The sequence below is a fragment of the Paenibacillus mendelii genome, from assembly GCF_024498075.1.
GTDB lineage: Bacteria > Bacillota > Bacilli > Paenibacillales > Paenibacillaceae > Paenibacillus_Z > Paenibacillus_Z mendelii.
Genome location: NZ_JANHOF010000015.1, coordinates 109,461 through 126,922, shown reverse-complemented (window position 1 = coordinate 126,922; position 17,462 = coordinate 109,461). Strand labels below are relative to the sequence as shown.

At 42.8% G+C, this 17,462-nt stretch carries 14 protein-coding genes; 12 read left to right on the top strand and 2 right to left on the bottom strand.

What is annotated here, in order from left to right:
- The first annotated feature begins 705 nt into the window (after positions 1 to 705).
- The 6 genes from NNL21_RS29485 (at position 706) to NNL21_RS29460 (ending at position 7,076) form a co-directional block, all read left to right on the top strand.
- On the top strand, positions 706 to 1,737 hold the full coding sequence (locus NNL21_RS29485) for a Cfr family 23S rRNA (adenine(2503)-C(8))-methyltransferase (protein WP_204821886.1): 1,032 nt from the start codon (positions 706 to 708) through the stop codon (positions 1,735 to 1,737).
- 73 nt (positions 1,738 to 1,810) lie between these two features.
- On the top strand, positions 1,811 to 3,289 hold the full coding sequence (locus tag NNL21_RS29480) for an Lsa family ABC-F type ribosomal protection protein (RefSeq protein WP_204821885.1): 1,479 nt from the start codon (positions 1,811 to 1,813) through the stop codon (positions 3,287 to 3,289).
- A 315-nt stretch (positions 3,290 to 3,604) separates the two neighbouring features.
- Complete coding sequence (locus NNL21_RS29475; protein ID WP_256555567.1) at positions 3,605 to 4,396, top strand: helix-turn-helix domain-containing protein; 792 nt, start codon at positions 3,605 to 3,607, stop codon at positions 4,394 to 4,396.
- Positions 4,397 to 4,556: 160 nt separating this feature from the next.
- A complete protein-coding gene (locus NNL21_RS29470; RefSeq protein WP_204821884.1) occupies positions 4,557 to 4,955 on the top strand; it encodes a GNAT family N-acetyltransferase in 399 nt (132 codons plus the stop codon).
- A gap of 376 nt (positions 4,956 to 5,331) precedes the next feature.
- Positions 5,332 to 5,988: a CatB-related O-acetyltransferase gene (locus NNL21_RS29465; RefSeq protein WP_204821883.1), complete on the top strand. Its 657-nt coding sequence runs from the start codon at positions 5,332 to 5,334 to the stop codon at positions 5,986 to 5,988.
- A gap of 566 nt (positions 5,989 to 6,554) precedes the next feature.
- On the top strand, positions 6,555 to 7,076 hold the full coding sequence (locus NNL21_RS29460; RefSeq protein ID WP_204821882.1) for a GNAT family N-acetyltransferase: 522 nt from the start codon (positions 6,555 to 6,557) through the stop codon (positions 7,074 to 7,076).
- Positions 7,077 to 7,439: 363 nt separating this feature from the next.
- Here the strand turns inward: NNL21_RS29460 and blaOXA are convergent, their stop codons facing one another.
- Complete coding sequence (gene blaOXA / locus NNL21_RS29455) at positions 7,440 to 8,171, bottom strand: class D beta-lactamase (protein ID WP_373567610.1); 732 nt, start codon at positions 8,169 to 8,171, stop codon at positions 7,440 to 7,442.
- 216 nt (positions 8,172 to 8,387) lie between these two features.
- On the opposite strand from blaOXA, the gene NNL21_RS29450 reads away from it, so the two are divergent.
- The 5 genes from NNL21_RS29450 to NNL21_RS29430 all read left to right on the top strand — a co-directional run bounded on the left by NNL21_RS29450 (position 8,388) and on the right by NNL21_RS29430 (position 14,422).
- Positions 8,388 to 9,758 (top strand): aminotransferase-like domain-containing protein, encoded by a 1,371-nt coding sequence (locus NNL21_RS29450; protein ID WP_204821880.1) that lies wholly within the window; start codon positions 8,388 to 8,390, stop codon positions 9,756 to 9,758.
- 76 nt (positions 9,759 to 9,834) lie between these two features.
- On the top strand, positions 9,835 to 10,674 hold the full coding sequence (locus tag NNL21_RS29445; protein WP_204821879.1) for a class I SAM-dependent methyltransferase: 840 nt from the start codon (positions 9,835 to 9,837) through the stop codon (positions 10,672 to 10,674).
- Between the two features lie 65 nt (positions 10,675 to 10,739).
- The gene (locus tag NNL21_RS29440) at positions 10,740 to 11,210 is read left to right on the top strand and encodes a nucleoside deaminase (protein WP_204821878.1); all 471 of its coding nucleotides are present in this window, start codon (positions 10,740 to 10,742) and stop codon (positions 11,208 to 11,210) included.
- A gap of 153 nt (positions 11,211 to 11,363) precedes the next feature.
- Positions 11,364 to 12,149: a phytanoyl-CoA dioxygenase family protein gene (locus tag NNL21_RS29435; protein WP_204821877.1), complete on the top strand. Its 786-nt coding sequence runs from the start codon at positions 11,364 to 11,366 to the stop codon at positions 12,147 to 12,149.
- 239 nt (positions 12,150 to 12,388) lie between these two features.
- The gene (locus tag NNL21_RS29430; RefSeq protein ID WP_204821875.1) at positions 12,389 to 14,422 is read left to right on the top strand and encodes a penicillin-binding transpeptidase domain-containing protein; all 2,034 of its coding nucleotides are present in this window, start codon (positions 12,389 to 12,391) and stop codon (positions 14,420 to 14,422) included.
- Here the strand turns inward: NNL21_RS29430 and NNL21_RS29425 are convergent.
- Positions 14,388 to 15,080 carry an FHA domain-containing protein gene (locus NNL21_RS29425; RefSeq protein ID WP_204821873.1) on the bottom strand — a complete coding sequence of 231 codons (693 nt, stop codon included), beginning with the start codon at positions 15,078 to 15,080 and terminating at the stop codon, positions 14,388 to 14,390. The two genes, NNL21_RS29430 and NNL21_RS29425, sit on opposite strands and share 35 nt — an antisense overlap.
- 455 nt (positions 15,081 to 15,535) lie before the next feature.
- Between NNL21_RS29425 and NNL21_RS29420 the strand changes: the two genes are divergently transcribed.
- Positions 15,536 to 16,945 carry a vWA domain-containing protein gene (locus tag NNL21_RS29420; RefSeq protein WP_204821871.1) on the top strand — a complete coding sequence of 470 codons (1,410 nt, stop codon included), beginning with the start codon at positions 15,536 to 15,538 and terminating at the stop codon, positions 16,943 to 16,945.
- The last annotated feature ends 517 nt before the right edge of the window (positions 16,946 to 17,462 follow it).

The following is a 17,462-nucleotide window of genomic DNA, read 5'->3' as shown; positions in this document are numbered from 1 at the left end:
ATTATTCGTAAATAGGTTGTTCTATGATTCTACATAGCTTCATGGAATAAGCTGACGAGTTTCATGGAGAACGGAAGGCTCGATATCGACAATAACCGCTGCGTGTGCCTTGAAACTGTACTTCATTTCGGCTACGTTACAGCCCACACCTTGTCATCAAGGGTGGGCTGTAACAGTTGAAATCAAGTTTTTAAACCAAGGCAAGCCGCAGTGGAGTTAGATTCGGATACAGTTATTGACGATAAGATTAAATGACACGCCTCAAAAAGAAATACAAGTAGGCGAGAATGACTAATAGAAACAACAGCCTGAGTAGTCGCCAATCATAGGTTCTCCGAACAAGGGACAGTAACACTTCAAAGACTAAGACGGCCTTGATCGTGTAGAACGACTTGACCTGTTGCAGGATTTCATGTTAAGTTTCTTAATATTAATTCTATAGATTATTAAAAGGAGGGATAAAGCGATGGATATATCTGAGGTTGTAGATGTTCATGTGAACCTGTCGACAAGATTGATCATTGACATGGTTCACCAAATAACAAATCAGATACCGGAACTTTATCCTTCTATGTATAGATACGCTTAGCGATGACTTTTACAATCGCTTAGTTTTTTTATGTATAGTTTGGTTAATGTGAACGCAAACAAGCACCGGTTAACTGGTGCTTGTTTGCGTTTTTCTCCGTTCTAAGGGAGATAGTCATGATACCAAAATCAAAATATGAAATGATTTGTCAAATAGTATCGAGCCTTAAACAGCCTAATTACAGATATCTTCAAATTACTGACGCTATATTCAAACAAAAAATCAGCAATTTTGAAGAGATGACCGTTGTGCCTAAATTATTACGTAATGAATTAATTAAGGAAATTGGAAATAATGTAATTAACCTCACACCGGTATTAGAAAAAAAATCGAATCAGGTCAGCAAAATTCTGTTTGCAATAGCTGGTGATGAGCGTGTAGAGGCAGTAAGGTTAAGTTATAAACGCGGGTGGGAGTCTTATTGCATATCCTCCCAATGTGGATGTGGGTTTGGTTGTCGTTTTTGTGCTACTGGAACAATCGGCCTGAAAAGAAATCTTACACCCGATGAAATAACCGATCAATTGCTTTATTTTTACTTGAACAATCATCCTTTGGACAGTGTTTCTTTTATGGGAATGGGTGAGGCTCTCGCAAACCCTTATATATTTGACGCACTGAAGATACTGACTGATCCGCAGCTCTTTGGTTTAGGCCACCGAAGAATTACGGTTTCTACAATTGGTATACTACCGGGTATCTATAAGCTTATGAAGGATTATCCGCAAGTGAACCTAACCTTTTCTCTACATTCGCCATTCGACGATCAGAGAAGTGAGCTGATGCCCATTAATGATCGTTTCCCGCTGGATAAAGTGATGAGCGTGTTGGACAGTCATATACAGCATACCGGGAGAAAGGTATACATCGCATATATTCTTCTTAGAGGAATAAATGATTCAATAAAACATGCGGAGGCTGTTGCAGAGCTACTGAGGGGAAGGGGATTGTGGGAGCATCTCTATCACGTTAACCTGATACCTTATAACACGACCGACGCAACACCTCAGAGCTTTAGCGAATCTGATCAGAATAGTGTGAACATGTTCCTTCAGATATTAAAATCAAGAGGCATTAATGTCACGGTCAGAACCCAATTTGGTTCAGATATTAATGCAGCCTGTGGTCAGCTATATGGATCAGATTAAACCTTACAAATATGTATAACGACGGACTGATTCAACGTAAAGAACTATTAACATATATGAGGATGATTCTAAAATGTCATTAATAAATGTTTCGAACTTAACTTTTGCCTATGAAGGCAGCTATGATAACATATTTGAAAATGTAAGTTTTCAACTAGATACCGATTGGAAATTAGGGTTTACGGGAAGGAACGGTAGAGGGAAGACAACATTCCTCAACTTGCTGCTAGGCAAATATGAATACAGCGGCAATATTTCCGCCAATGTTACCTTTGACTATTTTCCATTCCATGTCGAAAACAAGGAATATATGACCCTTGATGTAATTGAAGATATTTATCCGGACTATCTCCAATGGAAATTGATGCGTGAGCTTACCTTGTTAAAAGTTTCTGAAGATGTCCTGTATCGGCCTTTTGATTCATTGTCAAACGGAGAACAGACGAAAGTATTGTTGGCAACATTATTCATTAAGGAAAATAGCTTTCTGTTGATTGATGAACCTACAAATCATCTAGACATTCATGCAAGAAAACTTGTCAGCGATTATCTTAGTACTAAAAATGGATTTATATTGGTATCTCACGATAGATCATTCCTTGATAATTGCGTAGACCACATCCTTTCAATCAATAAGACCAACATCGAAATTCAAAAAGGTAATTTTTCTGCTTGGTGGGAAAATAAAAAGAGGCAAGATCAATTTGAGCTTGCAAGTGACGAAAAACTAAGGAAAGATATCAAGCGTTTATCCGAATCTGCTAAACGAACAGGTAACTGGTCACACGAAGTGGAAAAATCCAAAAACGGGACAAGAAATTCCGGTTCTAAAGTAGATAAAGGATACATTGGCCACAAGGCTGCTAAAATGATGAAGCGATCAAAGAACATTGAGCAAAGACAGCAATCTGCGATCGATGAAAAGTCTAAACTCCTTAAGAACATCGAGAACTCAGAGAGCCTAAAGATTTCACAACTGACATTTCACAAAAATCAACTGGCTGAACTTGACGATGTCTCGATTTTTTACGGAGATAAGACAGTTTGTGCAAATATAAGTTTCTCTATTGAGAAAGGTGAGAGAATTGCGCTTTCCGGTAAAAATGGATCGGGAAAATCAAGTATTCTTAAACTGATTTATGGTGTAGATTTAAAATACACAGGCCATATTAGAAAGGATAGTCAATTGAAAATATCCTACGTGTCACAGGATACTTCCGATCTCCAGGGTAATTTATCTGATTATGCTGCAAGCAACGGGATTGAAGAGAGTCTGTTTAAATCCATACTAAGAAAGCTTGATTTCTCCAGACTTCAATTTGAGAAAGATATTTCAGCTTTTAGCGGAGGTCAGAAGAAAAAAGTATTGCTTGCTAAAAGTCTTTGTGAGGAAGTTCATTTGCATATTTGGGATGAACCACTTAATTTTATCGATGTTATTTCACGTATGCAAATTGAAGAGCTCCTGCTGGATTATTCTCCCACGATTCTTTTTGTCGAACATGACAGTGAATTTTGTAAAAATATTGCGACGAAGGTCATTGAGCTTTAATATATTATAACCAATTTTGTTGATAGAGAACGAGCTGATCGTTCTTCTAGAGTGACACTTTATGAGCGTTTAGTTCAACATTGGGTTTTTAGTATTAGGATCCCTAAATCAGTGAAATGTCGATCCGCGGCGGCGGATCGGCTTTTTCATGCTTCCGCTAAAACAAAAAGCCGTTTAGTGACTCACTACACAATCGAAATGGTCTGGATTATCATACAACTAATGGTTGTATACCACTCAACTTTGTTTACATTGCATCTGTAGGTGACCCTATGTAAAGATGAAATCAACAACTTAAAGGCGGTGGGTCTACCCATGGTGGATGAGATTAAGTTTCATGATAGGATAAAGACACTTCGATCGGAACGGAATATGACCCAGCAGGAATTAGGGGATCTTTTGAGCGTGACCGGACAAGCAGTATCCAAATGGGAGAACGGATTAGCTACGCCAGACATCTCCTTGCTACCCAAAATAGCTATCTTGTTCAATTGTACGATTGATTCATTATTTTTCGGCGGAGCTGACACGGAGTCGCTAGATAGAAAGACGATGATCAGGGTGGATTTTGCAGACGCGAAGATCGAATCTTCCAATCTGAGGGGTATCGTTATACGCGATGTTGTTATGGACGGAGCGGAAATATTCGATAGTCGGCTGAACGGAGTGCAAATTCATCATGGCGGTATGACGAATCTGTCTTTAAGGCATCTTGATCTTGACGGTTTGTCGCTCGGGTTCAGCCAAATAAATGGCGCTTTCATTCATGATCTGGGTGGACACACGAAGCCGATTCGATTCGCTGAGAATGATTTCAAAAGAAGCACAATTGATAGATGTGATCTCGCCAATGTTGAAATAAAAAACTGTAATCTGTCAGGGGTGCGAATCACAGGTTCCACGTTAAGAGACAGCTGGTTGCTGCAACCTGAGAATTATGACCCCATACATATAGAGAATGTTGATTTTCATGACAGCGTAATAACGAGAAGCAATTTATCGGGAGTTTGCATCGAAGATTGTTTAATCTCTGGGCTAATTATTAATGGGCTTCCGGTTGAACAGTTAATCATTGCTTATGAACAAAGCCAAGATAGTAAACATTGAGTTATGTACAGATATACTACCTGAATCAGTAAAGACAATTGGTTTTGAACAAAGGGTACTTTGGACATCACATTCCAAACTGGGTTAATCAATAACCACGCGGCGAAGGTGTTGGTTTGAACGTGTTAAGTCATTTAAAAGAATTAAGGAGCCCAATCCAATGGAAATAAGATATGCTACAGAACTACCAACTGAAGAAAGTATATATGAGCTGTATGAGAATCTTCATTGGAATGAATTTTTACAACTAAATAAAGACCAGCTACTAACCGCCATGAGGCAAAGCTGGTACGTTATCTATGCGTATCATGGAAGTCGCTTAATTGGTACGGGAAGAATAGTTTCTGATGGGATCATTAATGCTTACTTGTGCGGTTTAGGAGTTCACTCCGATTATAGAAATAAAGGGATTGGATCTGCAATTACACGTTTACTAGTGGAGTATTGCAAAAAAGACAACTTGCACATACAATTTTTTTGTGAAAAAGAGTTAGTTCCTTACTATGAAAGTATGAATTTTGAAGTTTTTGCAGTTGGAATGAAAAGACAACAAGTTTAATATTTATGAATATCCTCGTACCAAGCAGCAATAAGCAGATAAGTTAACGGGAAAAGATCGCGCAATAAACTACGCCATGAGACTGCTGTGTATGGTTATAGGAGGACAAGAACTTACAAGCATAAGAAGTCGCCAAACAGGCGGCTTTTTGTTTTAACGATGTAAGTTCTTGTCCCGGCAAATTGCCGTCCATTCTTCATGAGGACGGAAGCTGATAATTTGACGAATAAATAATTCGTTTGTTACAATGTCCCCATCAAATAAAGAAAAGGATGAGGACGATGGTTCGTCGTTTGAAACGGTTTAAGAATGTTGCTACTGCATTAAGCTTCTAAGTAGAAAAATGTTTTATATGACTTAGAAGCGAGGGAAAAGAATGAAACAACATCGGTTTAACCACTGGTCTGAAATTAAGTATCTAAAGGATATTGTCACCAACCCAATGATTGAAGTAGGGGAATACTCCTATTACTCTGGTTATTACGATAATCATGATTTTGAAGATGGGTGCGTTAGATACCTTTGGGGAGATGATAAATCAAGAAAGTTATTTAACCCCATCGAAGACCATGGTTGGCATTTAGATAAATTGTTAATAGGAAATTACGTATGCATCGCAAGTGGTGTAATTATATTAATGGGTGGAAATCACAATCATCATTCTGAATGGATTACCGTATATCCGTTTGTGGAGCAGATTGAAACTTCTTACGAACCAAAAGGGGATACAATCATCGAAAGTGATGCCTGGATTGGCATGAATGCAATGATTATGCCTGGTGTAACAATAGGTGAAGGTGCCATTGTTGCGGCTGGATCGGTTGTTGTAAAAGATGTCCCACCATATACGATAGTAGGCGGCAACCCTGCTAAAGAAATAAAGAAACGCTTTTCAGACATAGAAATCGAAAAATTAAAGGAAATGCGTTGGTTCGATTGGGAACGCGAGAAAATTGAACGAGCCATTCCTATCTTATCAAGTTCTTCTATTAATCAATTATATGACTTTTATCAAAGGGAAATAAAACCATAGGACCAAGGCTGGTGGTCATGGTGGTGTTTTACAAATCATAAATAACTTGAGACATAAAACACAACGTCCTGTAACCCCAATTAATGAAGCATTGAACAGTTTAATCGGAGAACGATAGTTCAATAAACAGAAGGATCAGCCGAGGCTGATCCTTTTTTGGTCCTTGGAGCAAACGGGGTGTTAGAGGACTAGAACATATAGCGATAGCCGCGGCCGGCGCGATAGCCTTAACATTAAGCTGAAGGGCAGATTACTACAACAACGTTGGAACTTTTTGGGTGCTAATTTCGTTCGTAAGGTAAAGGTATCGAGTCAAAGAACTGATGGACGTCCAGCAGCAGATACAAGGATAAGTAAAGATGATTATAAGCGCATGTCAGACATAATCAGCGCAGTAAACCAGGGTGAACTCCCATCATCCGCATTGAAAGAAGCCCAACCTTTGCTTGATAAAAGCGCGCATTTGCTGGAGAAACATGTGGATGGACAATTAAAGGTTGTGGCCAATCAAACCTCTGACGGATTAAGTTAACGGTCAGAAGAGTTGGGTAGAGGGGGGACTAGTTATGATCATTAAAATGACGCATTCTACGATGAAGGATTATAACAATCCAAACGAAGGTTATCTGGTCACGGGGAGAATCATACCTAAATATGAAAATGAAAAATGGACATACACGGAGGAGATTTTTCCTGAGCACTATTTCAAACAATATGAAAACGATGAAATTGACATCAGTTACATTGATGGAAAAGGTAAGGCCATTTATTTATTTTATGATGACAATATCTGCATTGCCAGGATAAAGCTTCGTTCTAATTGGAATGGTTTTGCACTTATAGAAGATATTGAGGTCGCGAGAAGTCACAGACAAAAAGGAATCGGAGGAGAGTTATTAAAAAAAGCTGCTGAGTGGGCAAGGCAGAATAACTTAATTGGCTTAACACTTGAAACGCAGGATGTTAACATTTCGGCTTGCCGATTTTATGCAAAGAACAATTTTGTCATTGGAGCGGTTGATACTATGCTATATTCGAATTTTTCAACCGCTAATGAGAAAGCGATTTTTTGGTATCACAAGTTTTAGATCTCTGGCGCGAGTTTATTCAAAGGAGTCCTTTATTAAGAGTTTGAATAGGAACCTTTATGAAATAGAGTAGAAGACGGCAGTATAGCGCAATAAACCGGGAGCAGACGCCGAGGCATTGCTCCCAGATCTCCAAGACATGTAGGCAGCTGTTATATTGTCAGTTCCTTCAACCAGGCAGCGCCAATCTCATCAGGCGAGACTTTTTCCAATTGAAAACCAATCAGACTGATGAGGAAAACGATAATCGGAATCCCTAGTTTAACAATTAATGAACGGCCAGACCGATAGGCCCATAGCTCCATAGCTCGAACAAACCAAATGCCAGGAACAACACGGCATAAGTGATTAGAAGGAAAGCGCTCATATAATGTCTAACCGCTCCAAACATTCCAGCGTAATGGCCTTAGCGGTTGTGCCGCTGCTGTCGACATTGGTTGCGAACACCCAGTCCGCATGATCCGTATCCACATAGCCGATATACCAGCCGAGGCCGAGATCGGATAATCTTGTTCCTGTCTTGCCATGAAGCGTGTAATCGTCCTCCTCGCTGTCAATCATCATGCGTTTGACCGTTCTCATCGTTTGTTCACTGAAGGGCAGAGACTCTTCCACCAGCTCCTCGATAAAATGCACCTGTTCTAGAGCAGAAATGTTCAAGCTGCTGTTCAGCCAGAACTGATCAATCCCGCCGCTGATGTCTTCATTCCCATAATGGATACGAGCGAGGTTGCTCTGCATCCGTTCAGGGCCAATATCACGGGCTAATGCTTGATAATACCAAATGGCGGATTGCCTCATAGCGGATGCTAGGCTATGATCCCGATTCCAGACATCGAACTCCCGGACTACTCCGTCCCAGCGCTTGACCTCGTATTCATCCTCCACCGCGTGTTCTTCCAGACCTATTAGCGCATTCGGTACTTTGAATGTGGATTCCGGTGTGAAGCGCATCGTGCTTCTAACCCGGTTGTAGGTGTAGATCTTATCGGTCTTCAAGTTCTTGATGACGATCGTGCCTGGAACCCCATGGAATAATGATTCCGCATGAAGCTCCTTCAGAGCCGGCTCCGCACTAGCCGAGCTTGCAATCATGCTAAAGCTGCTAATAAGCAGCAGAACGATGAGCGACTGAACAACATTCTTAACGCTTTTCAACTTGCATTCCTCCTCGGGTTTAACCATAATGGCAACACAGACTCTAGCGATTATTCGTGTCATGACATGCCTAAGTATAGGGGAATGCCGTTGAAGGGGATATGCCTTTTCTCATGAACTGTACCCGTACAGCTGGCAGGAAGGGGACAATAAATGTTATACGAAGATATTTACCACATGTTCATTAAGCGAATTGATGAAGGCTTGTTGAAACCGGGGAACAAGCTGCCTTCTATCCGTGCCTTATCCCAGCAATTGGCTTGCAGTAAGAACACGGTGATGAAGGCGTATGACGAGTTAGAGAAGAAGCACGTAATCTATTCTGTGCCCCAGAGCGGGTATTATGTCATTGAGAGCTCTAAGAAACATATAGCGGACAACCTGCAGGATGTCATTGATTTTCATACCGCTGGGCCTGATCGACATGCGATGCCCTACCGGGACTTCCAGCATTGTATCAACCAGGCGATAGAACGATACAAGGAAGATATGTTCATCTATTCGGACATTCAAGGACTGCATTCGCTGCGAGTTCAATTGGCCCGACACTTGCAGGACCTCCAGGTATTCACAGTACCTGAGCGTATTTATGTGGTAACGGGTTCACAGCAAGCCCTGCATTTGCTTGTATCCTTGCCTTTTCCGAATGGGAAGCACAATATATGCCTTGAGCAGCCTACACATGTCGGATTTATGGAATCGATTCGGCAGCATGGCAGGGAGGCCTACGGTATTGGGGTTGGGAGTAACGGTATTGATCTGGAGCGGTTGGAGGAGATATTCAAGCATAACGACATCAAGCTGTTCTATTCGGTTACCCGATTTCACAACCCGACAGGCTATAGCCATACGAATGAGGTAAGGAGAAGGATTGTTGAGCTGGCGCAGCAATATGATGTGTATATTATTGAAGATGACTATATGGGCGACCTGGATTCGGACGCGAAGGCAGATCCGATGTTCGCTTATGATCCCTCTGGCAGAGTCATCTATGTGAAGAGCTTCTCGAAAGTCATGCTTCCGGGTCTCCGACTTGGTCTGGTAGTGCTTCCCGACGTATTACGAGATGCTTATCTAAAGGGTAAGTCCGCCGCGGACGTACACTCGCCGCTGCTTACGCAAGGTGCGCTGTTCATCTATCTTCAGAGCGGGATGTTCAACGCACATATTGATCGGATGAGGCAGTTGTATAGCAGGAAGGCCATCATCCTGCAGCAAGCCTACCAAGCATGGATTCCGTCTGGGGCAGTATATTCGGGCTCACAGTCCGGATTCTATTCTACGATAGAATTGCCTGTACCGCTCAAAGCGGAGCAGCTAGTGGATCACCTCAAGCAGGAGAATGTGTTCGTGGATAATGCTGAGCGAATGTATCTCCCTGAGTTTGCCAAGGACAACGTCATACGCCTGAGTATTTCACAGGTAGAAGAGGCTTTGATAGAGGAAGGTGTTCAAAAAATAGCGAACGGGATTGCTGATCTGCTAATTAGGCGGACGCAAGTGAGGTTTGTGAGCAGGGAGTAAGGGATTATATTAAAACCAATTCACATATGGTATTATATGGATATATTAGTCGAGTGATAACAAGGAGCTGAGCATAATGAGCATGAAGTATGACCCTGCGTACATTAGTCATTATTATGATCATTATGGTGAACAAGAATGGAATCGTTTCGATTTGAATCCAACCAATAAAGTGAATTTTCATATTCACTTGCATTATTTGCAATCGTTCATTCGTGCCCATGATTTTGTTCTTGAAGCTGGTGCGGGTGCAGGGAGATTTACGGTTGAATTAGGAAAAATCGGAGCGAATATCGTTGTGGGTGATATCTCCCGAAAACAGCTGGACATTAATGAAACAAAAGTTCATGAAGCTGGATTGTCCGGGAAAATTATCGGCCGAGAACAACTTGATATTGTGGATCTATCTCGATTTCAATCCGAGTCCTTCGATAAAGTGGTCTGTTATGGAGGTGCTCTAAGCTATGTGTTCGACCAAGCCGATCACGCTCTTAATGAACTGCTGCGTGTAACCAAAAAGGGCGGGTATCTGCTTCTTAGTGTCATGTCTGCGTTGGGGACGACTCGCAGACATCTAATAGCGGAATTATCTAACCATATTGCTCATTATGGAAAGGAGTCGATTCATAAGGTTATTAAAACTGGAGAGTTGCTCGGTAATGTCGCTAACGGCCATCACTGTAAAATGTATCGTTGGCGTGAGTTAGAAGCCATGCTTAACACCCATGAATGCAGCATAGCAGCTTCCTCGGCAGCAAATTTTCTATCACCAGAACATGAGCATGGTCTACATGAAATCATGAATCAGTCACCTGAGCTCTGGGAGCAGTTCCTCCAATGGGAGATAGACTACTGCAAGGAGCCAGGGGCATTAGATGGCAGGACTCATATTATTGTCGTTGTAAAGCGAGAATAAGCTGGATCGCGAGAACCTGTGCCGAAATAATCATACTGCAGCATTGGAGGGATTATTTTATATCTATGAGTATAAACAATCATTGGATCGAGCGGGTCATTCAGATGGCAGAGGATAATGTACAAAAAGGGGAAGAGCCGTTCGCAGCGATCGTGGTGTGCGGGGATGAAATCGTAGGGACGGGTGTTAATTGCGTACATGCTGACCATGATCCAACCTCACATGCGGAGCTGCTGGCCATTCAAGGGGCTTGCAAGCAACTAAACCAAATCGATTTGTCCGATTGCGTGTTATATGCAAGTGGGGAGCCTTGCCCGATGTGCATGGGAGCCATTTATTGGGCAAAATTGGGGGCTGTTTATTATGCTTGCAGCAAAGAAGAAGCAGCCGCTGGCGCCGGCTTTGGCGATCCCATCCGTCATTTCTTTGCAGATATGGCCTCATCCCCAGAAGAGCGGTCAATTGCTTTCCATCATGTAGATTCTACCCGCAAGCTAGAGCCTTTTCGAATATGGTCATTGAAGCATAATGGCTAACTCATCTCATGTGCGAACAGGCAGTAATAATAAAGATGATCACAGAATAAGAATCAACTGGAGAATCATGTTCACTAGTGATTTCCGAATCTATCACGATCTCATTCAAACGACACGCGTTCGTTCTGCCAAATGCTGAAGGGAGGCTGGGGGATGTTAAACCCGGTTGTGTCCGCAGGGGCTTATACGGAACTTGACAAATTCATCTTTGAATCCTGGGGCTATTTTATTATTCACGATGTAATGTCAAAGGACGAGATCAAGCAGTGTCTGGAGGCGTCGGTTAGAGTTCATCAGGCCGCGGGGACACCTGCTTTCGGGCAGGTCGGACGGGGTTACGAAACGGAATCGGCACTCGAGGGACTCATGGATCACGAAGCTATTCTACCGAAGATCAGAGGCATCTACGGCGACAGGTTTATTGTTCAATCCGGCTGGAACACCAAGCAGCCTGCAAGAGGCGTCATGGGAGGCTGGCATCAGGATGGTTCGGGCGCTTATAACTTTAATCAGGTAAGCTATCCGGTTCCACTGCTTCAGCTAAGAGCCTCATTCTTACTAACGGATCAAACAAAACCGGGAATGGGCAATATGGAACTGATTCCAGGCAGTCATCGAAGCGCCGCGCCGCTTCCAGGATCCATTCGCGAGAAGAATGGTGATACGCCGATCAGCCATGTGATTTGTGCGCCGGCTGGTTCCGTACTCGTCTTCCATAATGCAGTATGGCATCGGACGTATGAGCACAATGAGGATTTTGACCGTTACACGATGCATTATATTTATTCACCGCCCTGGATGAAGCCGTCCGACCGCTTCGAGAACAACAGCGAGTTTATGCAACGAACAACACCTTTACGCCGTGCATTAATGGGCGACTACGCGAGACCTGAAGCCCCTTTCGCTGGGGGTTACACCGTGCCGCCGTTTGATTCATAGTCTTGATCGAAATAAACGCGATACAAGAACTGTTTACTAAACAGTTCTTGTATCGCGTTTATTTATGCAGCTCGTCCTTTTATATCATCCAATTATCATGAAATTATGATTCTCATTCTATTGAATGAAAAAGTGTGCTGGACTATGATAACTCTGAACGGGTTGAGGGAGGAAAATGATGCTTAAACGATCATCAAATTAATTGTTGTCATAATTCTATCGCATAAGGGGCTCAAACCATGATAAGAAAACTATGGCTCATTATTGCCTTACTATTGTTACTAATGCTATGGGGATGCAGCAAGGAGGATGAGGAGAAACCTAAACCAACGGATGCCGCAGAGGCTTATTTGTTGGACTGGCAGCAGCACAACTATTCGGGCATGTATGCCCGATTATCTCCGAATTCAAAACTAGAGATGAGCGAGGAGCAATTCATCCAGCGTTACAAGAAAATCTACGACGGGATCGAAGCCAAGCAGCTTGTTATTACGATGAACCCCCGTCCTCCAGAAACCCAAATTCCTGAAGAAGACCTTGTAGAAATGACGTTCGATTATCATGTAATTATGAATACGATTGCGGGTCCATTGGATTATACCCATGAAGGGAAGCTTGTGAAGATCACGAATGATGAGGAATCACAATGGCTGGTTGAATGGAAGCCTTCACTCATTTTCCCAAAGATGGAGGAGGGAGACAAAGTCCGTGTACAGACGATAGCAGCGGAGCGCGGCGAAATCTTAGACAGGAATGGAAACGGAATAGCCGTGAACGGAAGCGCCCCGCAGCTTGGAATCGTTCCGGGCGATCTGGGTGATAATCCGGATGGCGTAAAAGCTAAATTAGCGGAAAAGCTGAATATCAGCGTGAAAGATATCGAGAAGAAGCTGGGTGCGGCCTGGGTTAAACCCCATTTGTTCGTCCCAATTGCGATTGTCTCAGAAGCAACCGTAGACCAATTCCGTAATCTCACAGGAGTGGTTCTTCAGGATAAGCAGCTTCGTGTATATCCGTATGCAGAGGCTGCAGCCCACTTATCTGGATATATAGGTGAAATTAACGCTGAAGAGTTGAAGAAGCGGCAAGGACAAGGATACAAGATCGGTGATTTCATCGGCAAAGCCGGTTTGGAGCAGGTGTTAGAGGACAAGCTGAGAGGTACGCATGGAGCGGTTATATCGATTACCGGTGCGAACGGCAAAGAAAAAGCGGTGCTAGCCGAATCACAGGCCATTCCCGGGGAAACGATCAAGCTAACCATTGATTCAGAACTACAAGCGACCATCTATACGGAAGTCAAACAGGATGCGGGTTCCGTTGCAGCGATTCAACCGGTCTCCGGTGAAATCCTTGCTTTATTAAGCAGCCCTTCGTATGATCCCAATACTTTCGTACGCGGGTTGTCCAGCAAGCAGTACGAAAAATGGAATAACGATCCTCGCCATCCATTTTTGAATCGGTTCTCGAAAGGGTATGCGCCCGGTTCGGCCTTTAAGATCATCACGGCTGCGATTGGCCTGGATACGGAAACCCTTGATCCGAACGAAAAAAAACAGATTTCCGGCTTGAAGTGGACTAAAGACGGTACATGGGGCAATTATTTCGTCAAACGGGTACATGAGGTTAATCCAGTCAATCTGTCGAATGCCCTGATCTATTCGGACAATATTTATTTTGCCCAATTGGCGCTGCAGATCGGTAGCGATGCCTTCGGTAAGAAAGCGTCCAATTTCGGTATAGGAGAAGCTCTACCTATCCCTTATCCGATCAGCAAATCCAGGCTCTCCAATGACGGTATCCAGAGCGACATTCAACTCGCTGATTCCGGTTACGGTCAAGGGCAGGTGACGATGTCGTCGCTTCATGTCGCGATGTCCTTCTCGGCTCTCGTTAATGAAGGCAATATAGCTTATCCATCGTTGATTGAAGAAGAGAACGCAAGCCATCCGAGTATCTGGAAGGAACAAGCCATGACTCCGAAGACGGCTTCGATAATTAAGGACGATTTGATTCAGGCAGTCAATAATCCAGAAGGAGTTGGACATGGCGCCTATATCGCAGGTGCTGCTATCGCCGGCAAAACAGGTACGGCAGAACTCAAACAAAGCAAAGGAGGGGACGGCCAAGAGAACGGCTGGTTCGTCGGGTTTAATGCCGATGCACCGGAGCTGTTATTAGCCGTAATGATAGAGGATGTGAAGGGGCGCGGAGGAAGCGGTTACGTTACGCCGAAGGTCAAACGGATTTTTCAACATGTCTTGCAAAGGTAAGTATATAGCCTTTACCTCGAATACTTTCGATATTTATCCCGTTATCTGTCTTTTTGCGTAATCGATAGAGCAGGGAATTTACCTCTTCGGAGCTGACGGAAGGGACATTGTCCAAGACGGTTCTTTCCGGCCAGACATAACGGATAATCTCATCTTTCCCGACGAATTGATGCACCTTGCTCGCCAGCAGCTCCAGACATTTGTATTCCTTATTGGAAAAATGATAGATCTGGTCATGAAGCAGAACGGTTTGTCTCACCGGATCCATCTTATATTCAACCAACAAATCCGGTTGCTGTGAGGAAGGGATGTAATCCATCGTTTCTTCCCACATCTCCGTGGAGAAAGTTAGCAAGATGGCTCCTTTGGCGAAGGAAATATGGTCGGAGGTTCGGAGCAGTGTGGGGACACACGGGATTAACCGGACTCCATTGATCTCCGATCCATGCTTGCTTTCCAGATCCATCATATAATAATAGCCGTTCTCGTTGAAAATCGAAGCCTGCTTCCTGGAAATAAATATATTGTCAAAACCAATATCGGGCACCCACTGCTTATCTTTTCTTCCGATGATGATGTTATTGCGCTGGATCGGGAGCGTTGTCCCTTCGTCAAAAGGAAATCCGCGTAAAACAACCAAACAAGAAGTTAAACTCATATGTATTCCCTCGCATCTATATAGGGTTGACAGAAGAATCTGGAGATTCTATCAACTATAACGAAAGAGTATTGAAAAATGTTACGTCTGATACTTACATAAATGGACTAGTATTCATTGTTATTCCCCCAAGCTTCCCATTCACTTATTTTCTACAGTACTTGATCGAGTCTGATTGACCAAATCTCTGGAGCGGTAATATACCTTAATTGCTCAAGTGAATAGCTTTGCAAATCACCTTTCTAACGCGGCTGATTTTCGGCAGAAAAACAATTGAATCAAAATTCCGGAGACAATGAAACATTTTTGTACATGTATCCGTCAGAAGGAGTGACCTGCAAAAGAATTTTCCCAAAAGGGGATGGCGCCTAATCGAGTTTATTGAAGGGGGCAGCTTGAGAATAGTGAAAATAATCTAGTATTATAATGAAATGTTAGTAATCGGAGGTGAATAGATGATTCGAAGTTCCGTCTTTATCTTTGTAACGTTACTTGTATTCCTTGCAGGTTGTAGTCAAGAACCAGAAAAGACCGCCCCAACAATTCAGGACACAACGGATTCAAACCAAAGTAATGCACCCTCGGAAATTCAGAATCCGTCAGATTCAGATCAACATGAGCCCAACTCAGATCTTCAGAGCCCTACAGATCCAGGTCAAAGTGATCCGCAGACTACCTTAACAGATGAACAAATACTAATGAAACCACCAGGACAGTTTGCCGGTTCCAACTACAATGAACAGAACGTCCAAGCGGCACTAGATCAATTATCACCGGATTTGACAGCTGATCAATATGAAGAAGAGCTATTGCTCTTATTAGCTGAAGACTATCGCCCTTATGTGACTACTTTCATTAATTTTGAAACCGAAATTAAAGTAAACAATCAACGGCCCAGTGCTAAGATTACACTACCATCAAGCAGGAAGCTGCACATTTCAATCTTGCTTGATGCCAGTGGCAGTATGAAAGCAGAGATCGCAGGTAAATCAAAAATGGATTCAGCTAAAGAAGCTATTCTGAGCTTCGCAGAAAAAATGCCTGAAAATGCAGAGGTATCTTTGCGCGTATATGGGCATAAGGGAACAGGAAATAAAAAAGATAAAGAAGTATCTTGTAAAAGTACAGAAGAAATCTTCCATGGTCAAGGTGAAGAGACAAACCAAATCAAGACAGTCCTACAAGGTGTTAAGCCTGCTGGATGGACACCTATTGCGAATGCGCTGAAATCTGTAAAACAAGATATCAATCCCGAGACAACCAATTCGATCGTATATGTAGTGAGTGATGGAATTGAAACCTGTGGAGGAAATCCCGTACAAATCGCAAAAGAGCTTAATCAAGCAAAAGTGAAAACTGTTGTCAATATCATTGGTTTTGATGTGGATCATGAAGGACAAAAACTGCTTCGACAGGTTGCAACATCCGGTGGCGGCGAATTTATTTCCGTTGATAATGACGAGGCACTCAAAAAATATCTGGATAAAACGTATGATAAATTACGGGGCGAGTGGACGTTATGGAAAGAGAAAGGAGCCGGGGAGGCAAATATTAAAAAAGAAACGAAACAGGGAACCATCAATAAAACACAAGAAACGATGCAAGGTCTTGTGAACAAAGAAAATGCTAATTTGTTGGCCGCCCTAACCTATCTAGAAACGAAGAATGGAAAAGCCTTTCCCCGCAGCGAGCTCCTTACATCGATTACGGAACGCAAAAATTTCGCCTGGACTTACGCTCGCGATACCGGTAAACGTTTATATGAAGAAGTTTCTAAAAACGGAAATAAGGTTTACGACGATATTATCGATGAAGGAAATAAGCAAGTTAACGAATTGACAAGCAAGAAAAATAATAAAGGCTAATCGCGCACATAAGAATAACCCTCCATACCCGGAGGGTTATTCTTTTTATTATCTCGGTGTATCTAGTTGTTGTCCATCTGCCTGATAGAGACGTTAAGGCGATTCCAGAGTTTAGCCGTCGCGCCCCCGTGAGGAGAGTGGCCAGTGCCGGTTCATCGTAGTTCCAAGCAGCCTCATTATCGGAACAAATGTAAATCAAGCATTCATAGCATTAACTATTAATGTTATTAATATTCGTAATAGGGAAGGTGCATCTGGCATCGAACCGCATTAAATCGCAGGAACACGTTGTTCTTTGCCGGTACACTATCGTGCTTCGTACTGTTTTTTTCAGTCTCCAGGTTACCTTGGGGACTTTTTTTGTTGTTTTAGTAGTAAAGCTAGTAGTAGGAACAAGAAACTGAACCTACGGCCTTGGGTAAGGCTGACGAACGAATGTCTCCATTCAGTGCGGTCATTTTCCCATTTGCATATTGTGCAAATCCGATTGGCTTTTGCCGCTTGAAACGGCAAGTCA

What these genes read in the sequence shown, in the direction of transcription:
- NNL21_RS29485 (WP_204821886.1), top strand. Translation starts at nt 706, where the DNA reads ATGATACCAAAATCAAAATATGAAATGATTTGTCAAATAGTATCGAGC.
- NNL21_RS29480 (WP_204821885.1), top strand. Translation starts at nt 1,811, where the DNA reads ATGTCATTAATAAATGTTTCGAACTTAACTTTTGCCTATGAAGGCAGC.
- NNL21_RS29475 (WP_256555567.1), top strand. Translation starts at nt 3,605, where the DNA reads ATGGTGGATGAGATTAAGTTTCATGATAGGATAAAGACACTTCGATCG.
- NNL21_RS29470 (WP_204821884.1), top strand. Translation starts at nt 4,557, where the DNA reads ATGGAAATAAGATATGCTACAGAACTACCAACTGAAGAAAGTATATAT.
- NNL21_RS29465 (WP_204821883.1), top strand. Translation starts at nt 5,332, where the DNA reads ATGAAACAACATCGGTTTAACCACTGGTCTGAAATTAAGTATCTAAAG.
- NNL21_RS29460 (WP_204821882.1), top strand. Translation starts at nt 6,555, where the DNA reads ATGATCATTAAAATGACGCATTCTACGATGAAGGATTATAACAATCCA.
- blaOXA (WP_373567610.1), bottom strand. Translation starts at nt 8,171, where the DNA reads ATGATTGCAAGCTCGGCTAGTGCGGAGCCGGCTCTGAAGGAGCTTCAT.
- NNL21_RS29450 (WP_204821880.1), top strand. Translation starts at nt 8,388, where the DNA reads ATGTTATACGAAGATATTTACCACATGTTCATTAAGCGAATTGATGAA.
- NNL21_RS29445 (WP_204821879.1), top strand. Translation starts at nt 9,835, where the DNA reads ATGAGCATGAAGTATGACCCTGCGTACATTAGTCATTATTATGATCAT.
- NNL21_RS29440 (WP_204821878.1), top strand. Translation starts at nt 10,740, where the DNA reads ATGAGTATAAACAATCATTGGATCGAGCGGGTCATTCAGATGGCAGAG.
- NNL21_RS29435 (WP_204821877.1), top strand. Translation starts at nt 11,364, where the DNA reads ATGTTAAACCCGGTTGTGTCCGCAGGGGCTTATACGGAACTTGACAAA.
- NNL21_RS29430 (WP_204821875.1), top strand. Translation starts at nt 12,389, where the DNA reads ATGATAAGAAAACTATGGCTCATTATTGCCTTACTATTGTTACTAATG.
- NNL21_RS29425 (WP_204821873.1), bottom strand. Translation starts at nt 15,080, where the DNA reads ATGAGTTTAACTTCTTGTTTGGTTGTTTTACGCGGATTTCCTTTTGAC.
- NNL21_RS29420 (WP_204821871.1), top strand. Translation starts at nt 15,536, where the DNA reads ATGATTCGAAGTTCCGTCTTTATCTTTGTAACGTTACTTGTATTCCTT.